Genomic DNA, 522 nt, shown 5'->3' on the forward strand with positions numbered 1-522 from the left:
GACAGCAACCCGAAGGTTCCGAACGCGAACGATCACTTCGAGCCTGGCTACGAAGATGGTTCGGGTAAGCCGGGTAGCGACGTTAAGATCGATGCTCCGAAGTTCACCGACAAGGACGGTAAGGACACTAAGGCTCCTGAGGGCACGAAGTTCACCCCTGGTGAGAACGTGCCTGATGGTGTGAAGATTGACGAGAACACTGGTGAGATCACCGTTAGCATCCCTGAGGATGCTAAGCCTGGTGACAAGATCACTGTTCCGGTTGTTGTGACTTACCCGGATGGCACGAAGGACACCGTTGACGTCACCGTCACGGTGACTGATAAGGATGCCGGCCTGTACGAGCCTGCGTATGAGGGCAAATTGGTTGTTCCTGGTGAGGAGACCAAGTCGTCCCCGTCGTTCACTGGCAAGGACGATAAGGACGTCAAGGCTCCTGAGGGTTCGAAGTTCAAGATCACTGACGGCTTCACTGCTCCTGAGGGCTATGAGGTCAAGATTGATGAGAACACCGGTGAGATC

1 protein-coding gene is annotated in these 522 nt (G+C 54.8%); it reads left to right on the plus strand.

The annotated features are described in order from the left end of the window. On the plus strand, nt 1-522 hold a 522-nt coding region (locus tag FXY94_RS03020; protein ID WP_016663547.1), incomplete at both ends, for a YPDG domain-containing protein.

This window comes from Dermabacter jinjuensis (assembly GCF_902381725.1).
Classification (GTDB): domain Bacteria; phylum Actinomycetota; class Actinomycetes; order Actinomycetales; family Dermabacteraceae; genus Dermabacter; species Dermabacter hominis.